The organism is Quisquiliibacterium sp. (genome assembly GCF_982640115.1).
On record NZ_CEXFHW010000232.1, the window covers coordinates 1 to 5,048 of the forward strand.

Consider the following 5,048-nt stretch of genomic DNA (forward strand, 5'->3'; position numbering starts at 1 on the left):
GGCGACCCGACCCCGCGCAAGCCGCGCCTGGGGCTGGCCCTGGGCGGAGGCGCCGCGCGCGGCTTCGCGCATGTCGGGGTGATCGAGGTGCTGGAGCAGGCCGGCCTGCGCCCCGACCTGGTGGTGGGCACCAGTGCCGGCAGCGTCGTGGGTGCGCTCTATGCCAGCGGCATGAGTCCGCGCGCCCTGCGCGAGGCAGCCCTGGGTCTGGAAGAAGGCGCTCTTGGCGACTGGACTTTCAGCGCGCGCGGCGTGCTGCGGGGGCGCGCACTGCAGGACTCGATCAACCGCTGGGTGGGCTCGCGCCCGATCGAGCGGTTTGCCCTGCCGTATGCCGCGGTGATGACCGATCTGTATGACGGCTCGATGCGTCTGGCGCGCAGCGGCGATGCCGGCCTGGCCGTGCGCGCCTCGAGCGCCGTGCCGGGGGTGTTCGAGCCGGTGCGCATCGGCGATCGCGAGTATGTCGATGGCGGGCTGGTCAGCCCGGTGCCGGTGCGCGCCGCGCGCGCGCTCGGCGCCGAGGTGGTGATCGCGGTGGACATCTCGGCCAAGCCGCGGTTCCAGGACACCGACTCGCTGCCGAGGGTGCTGCTGCAGTCGGTGGCGATCATGTCGCAGCACCTTGCTGCTGCCGAGTTGCGCGAGGCCGACGCCGTGGTCACGCCGATGGTGGGTGACCGCGGCTCGGCAGATTTCTCCGACCGCCCCGGCGCGATGGCCCTGGGCGCGCAGGCCATGCGCGCCGCGCTGCCCGGTCTGCAGGCCCGCATCGCGCGCTGGCGGCCCTGAATCAGCCGCCCTGAATCCGCGATCCTGGCGGCTGCGCCAGAACGCCTCAGTGGCTGGGCGGCAGTCCGGTCTGGTGGTCGCCGCCGGGGAGCAGCGTGCCGGTGAGCGGCAGCATCATGCCGGCACCGGCCAGCCCGCCGCCGGCGACCGGTGCGCCGCGGACCGGTGCGCCACTGGCCGACGCGGCGGGGCTCGCCGCCGCGGCGTTGTCGGCGCCCGCGACCCAGCCCAGCCCGAGGCCATCGGCCAGCACCCGCCGGGCGCCGTTGAAGCGCATGCTCCAGTAGGACTCGCTCATCTGCTCGACCCGCACGCCACCGCCGCGCGAGGGCGCATGCACGAACTGGCCATTGCCGATGTAGATGCCGACATGCGAGAAAGTGCGGCGCAGCGTGTTGTAGAAGACCAGATCGCCCGGCCGCAGCTGTGCGGTGTCGATGGTCTCGCCGGCCCGGCTGATCTCCTCGGCGCGGCGGGGCAGCACCATGCCGGCGGCCTCGCGGAACACATGGCGCACCAGCCCGCTGCAATCAAGCCCGGTATCGGGGGAATTGCCGCCGAACTTGTAGTTGACCCCGAGCAGCGACAGCGCCCGCAGCACGAGCTCGGTGCCGCGATGGGGCTCCTGCGCGGTCTCGGCGCGCGCGGCCATGGCGGGCCACAAGGCGACGCTGGACAGCGTGAGGACCACCGCGGCTGCACGCAGCGCGGTTCGGAATCGGGATCCGGGCATGGCGGCAGGGTAAGGGCAAAGCCGGCGGGGTGTCAAAATCGGGCGGCACCCCCGTCAGGGCGCAGTAAGCGCCGGGCATCAGAATCCGGCCGCGAGGAGGCGACATGAACCTGAAGTCATTCCACCGGCGTTCCCTGGACGAACGCGAGGCATTCTGGGCCGAACAGGCCGCGCTCATCGACTGGCATACCCCCTTCGAGCGGGTGCTCGACGACAGCCGGCTGCCCTTCACCCGCTGGTTCGTGGGCGGCCAGACCAATCTTTGCCACAACGCCATCGACCGGCATCTGGCCACCCAGGCCGACAAGCCCGCCCTGATCTTCGTGTCCTCCGAGACCGGCGAGGAACGCATCTTCAGCTTTGCCGAACTGCATCGCGAGGTGCAGCGCATGGCCGCGATCATGGGCTCGCTCGGCGTGGGCCGTGGCGACCGGGTGCTCATCTACCTGCCGATGATCCCCGAGGCGGTGTTCGCCATGTATGCCTGCGCGCGCATCGGTGCCATCCACTCGGTGGTGTTCGGCGGCTTCGCCTCGCACAGCCTGGCCACCCGCATCGACGACGCCCAGCCGCGGCTGATCGTCAGCGCCGATGCCGGCTCGCGCGGCGGCAAGGTCGTGCCCTACAAGCCCTTGCTCGACGAGGCCCTCGGCCTGAGCAGCCACCAGCCCGCCGCAGTGCTCATGGTCGACCGGGGGCTGAGTGCCTTCAGCCGCGTGGCCGGCCGTGATCTCGACTATGCCCAGGAGCGTCAGCGCCACATCGATGCCCAGGTGCCGGTCACCTGGCTCGAGTCCAACGAGATCAGCTACACCCTCTACACCTCGGGCACCACCGGCAAGCCCAAGGGCGTGCAACGCGATGTCGGCGGCTACGCGGTGGCGCTCGCGGCCTCCATGAAGCACATCTTCTGCGGCCGGCCCGGCGAAACCTACTTCTCCTCCAGCGACATCGGCTGGGTGGTGGGCCATTCCTACATCGTCTACGGGCCGCTGCTGGCGGGCATGGCCACCATCCTCTACGAAGGCACGCCGTTGCGGCCTGATCCCGGCATCCTGTGGGAGCTGGTCGCGCGCTACCAGGTGTCGGTGATGTTCTCGGCGCCCACTGCCATCCGGGTGCTCAAGAAGCAGGATCCGGCCTGGCTCACCCGCCACGACACCCGCAGCCTGCGTGCGCTCTTCCTGGCCGGCGAGCCGCTGGACGAGCCCACCGCGCGCTGGATCGCCGAGGGCCTGGGCCGGCCGATCATCGACAACTACTGGCAGACCGAGACCGGCTGGCCGATCCTCACCGTGGCCCACGGCATCGAGCCAACCCCCACCCGATTCGGCAGCCCCGGCATGCCGATGTACGGCTTCGATGTCCGCCTGCTGCACGAGCAGACCGGCGAGGAAGTGGGCAACCACGAGAAGGGCGTGGTGGCGATCGTGCCGCCGCTGCCGCCGGGCTGCCTGCAGACGGTCTGGCGCGATGACGAGCGTTTCGTGAAGACCTATTTCTCGAGCATCCCCGGCCGGCAGGTCTATTCCACCTTCGACTGGGGCATCCGCGACGACGATGGCTACTACTTCATCCTCGGCCGCACCGACGATGTCATCAATGTCGCCGGCCACCGGCTGGGCACGCGTGAGATCGAGGAGTCGCTCTCGAGCCACGCCGCGGTGGCCGAATGCGCGGTGGTGGGCGTGGCCGACACGCTCAAGGGCCAGGTGGCCATGGCCTTTGCGGTGCTCAAGGACCCGGCGCTGGTCGCGCAGCCGGCCGACCGTCTGCGTCTGGAGGGTGAGCTCATGGCCACGGTCGACCGGCAGCTCGGCGCGGTGGCCCGGCCCTCGCGGGTGCACTTCGTGACGGTGCTGCCCAAGACCCGCTCCGGCAAGGTGCTGCGCCGCTCCATCCAGGCCTTGTGCGAGGGCCGCGACCCTGGCGATCTCACCACCATCGAGGACCCTGCCGCGCTGGAGCAGGTCCGGGCCGCGGTCAGTCCGGCATGAGCGCGGGCTCTTCCATCGCGGCCACCTGCTCGCGCAGTTCGAGCACCCGGTCCTGCCAGTAGCGGCCGGTGCCGAACCACGGGAAGGCCGCCGGGAACGCGGGATCGGCCCAGCGCCGCGCAATCCAGGCGCTGTAGTGCAGCAGGCGCAGGGTGCGCAGCGCCTCCAGCAGCAGCAGCTCGCGCCGGTCGAAGGGCTGGAAGGTCTCGTAGCCGGCCAGCACCTCGCGCAACTGCGCGGCCATGGCCGTGGCGTCGCCCGAGAGCAGCATCCAGAGGTCCTGCACCGCCGGGCCGTTGCGGGCGTCGTCCAGGTCCACAAAGTGCGGACCCTCGTCGGTCCACAGGATGTTGCCGGCGTGGCAGTCGCCGTGCAGGCGCAGCAGCGCCGGGCTGCCGGCCCGCTCGAAGGCCGCGCGGGCGCCGTCGATCGCACGATCGGCGATGCTGCGCCAGGCGGGCAGCAGCTCGTCGGGAATCCAGCCGCCCTCGAGCAGGGTCTGGCGCGAGGCCTCGCCCAGCAGCGCCACGCTCACGGTCTCGCGATGCGTGAAGCGGCTCACCGCACCCACCCGGTGGATGCGGCCGAGCAGGCGACCCAGCCAGCGCAGCACGGCCGGGTCATCGAGCTCGGGCGCGCGCCCGCCGCGCCGCGGATAGATCGCGAAGCGGAAATCGCCGTGCTGCAGCAGGGTGTCGCCGCCCAGCGCCAGCGGCGCGACCACCGGGAGTTCGTGTGCGGCCAGCTCGGCCGCGAAGGCGTGTTCCTCGCGGATCTGCGCGTCGCTCCAGCGGCCGGGGCGATAGAATTTGGCCACCATCGGCGGACCGTCATCCATCCAGAGCTGATACACCCGGTTCTCGTAGCTGTTCATCGCCAGCAGACGGCCGTCGGGGCGCAGACCCACGGCCTCGAGCGCGTCGAGCAGCCGCTCCGGGGTGAGCTGGCCGTAGGGGGTGGCGTCGGGCGCGCGTCCTGGGTCGTTCATGGCAACCATCATAGCCCTCGCCATCGGGCACCCCGCTGAGGCTGGAGATCTCCTGTCATGCAAGCATCCTCGTTCGGCTGGCTGCTCGACCTGATCCTGCTGCCGCTGGCCGGCCCGCTGCTGCTGGCGGTGCTCGGCCTGGTGCTGCTGGTGCGCAAGCGCCGCTCGGCCTCGGTGCTGCTGCTCGGCAGCGGCATCGGCCTGATCTGGCTGCTGTCATTGCCCTGGGTCTCCAACCGGCTCTGCGGTGCCCTCGAGAGCGAGTCCATGCCGCCGCTCACCGAGGCGCGGCTGCAATCGCTGATGACCGGCGGCAGACCGCCCGGCGCGGTGGTGGTGGTGGGCGCCGGTGCGCGCGCCGCGCCTGCGGAAGGGGCCGCGGGGCTGCAACCCGACGCGATCACGCTCGAGCGTCTCGCCCAGGCGGCCTGGGTGGTGCGGGTCTCGGGCCTGCGGCTGATGGCGGCGCCCGGTGCGCCGGCCGGCATCGCCACGCCCGATGCCCAGAGCCAGGCCATGGCGGCCAGCCTGGAGCGCG

At 71.6% G+C, this 5,048-nt stretch carries 4 protein-coding genes and 1 pseudogene; 3 read left to right on the plus strand and 2 right to left on the minus strand.

The annotated features are described in order from the left end of the window. Positions 1–792 (plus strand): patatin-like phospholipase family protein (locus AC2H6A_RS17785; protein WP_484275059.1); only part of this gene is annotated, 792 nt, incomplete at its 5' end. 46 nt (positions 793–838) lie between these two features. Here the strand turns inward: AC2H6A_RS17785 and AC2H6A_RS17790 are convergent. Beyond that, on the minus strand, positions 839–1,525 hold the full coding sequence (locus AC2H6A_RS17790) for a C40 family peptidase (protein WP_484275060.1): 687 nt from the start codon (positions 1,523–1,525) through the stop codon (positions 839–841). A gap of 104 nt (positions 1,526–1,629) precedes the next feature. Between AC2H6A_RS17790 and AC2H6A_RS17795 the strand changes: the two genes are divergently transcribed. Further along, positions 1,630–3,522 (plus strand): propionate--CoA ligase, encoded by a 1,893-nt coding sequence (locus AC2H6A_RS17795; RefSeq protein ID WP_484275061.1) that lies wholly within the window; start codon positions 1,630–1,632, stop codon positions 3,520–3,522. On the opposite strand, the gene AC2H6A_RS17800 is transcribed toward AC2H6A_RS17795, so the two are convergent. Continuing rightward, positions 3,509–4,510, minus strand: coding sequence for a serine/threonine protein kinase (locus tag AC2H6A_RS17800; RefSeq protein WP_484275062.1), 1,002 nt, complete (start codon positions 4,508–4,510; stop codon positions 3,509–3,511). The two genes, AC2H6A_RS17795 and AC2H6A_RS17800, sit on opposite strands and share 14 nt — an antisense overlap. A 57-nt stretch (positions 4,511–4,567) precedes the next feature. On the opposite strand from AC2H6A_RS17800, the pseudogene AC2H6A_RS17805 reads away from it, so the two are divergent. Beyond that, positions 4,568–5,048, plus strand: a pseudogene (locus tag AC2H6A_RS17805) (hypothetical protein); the annotation flags it as partial.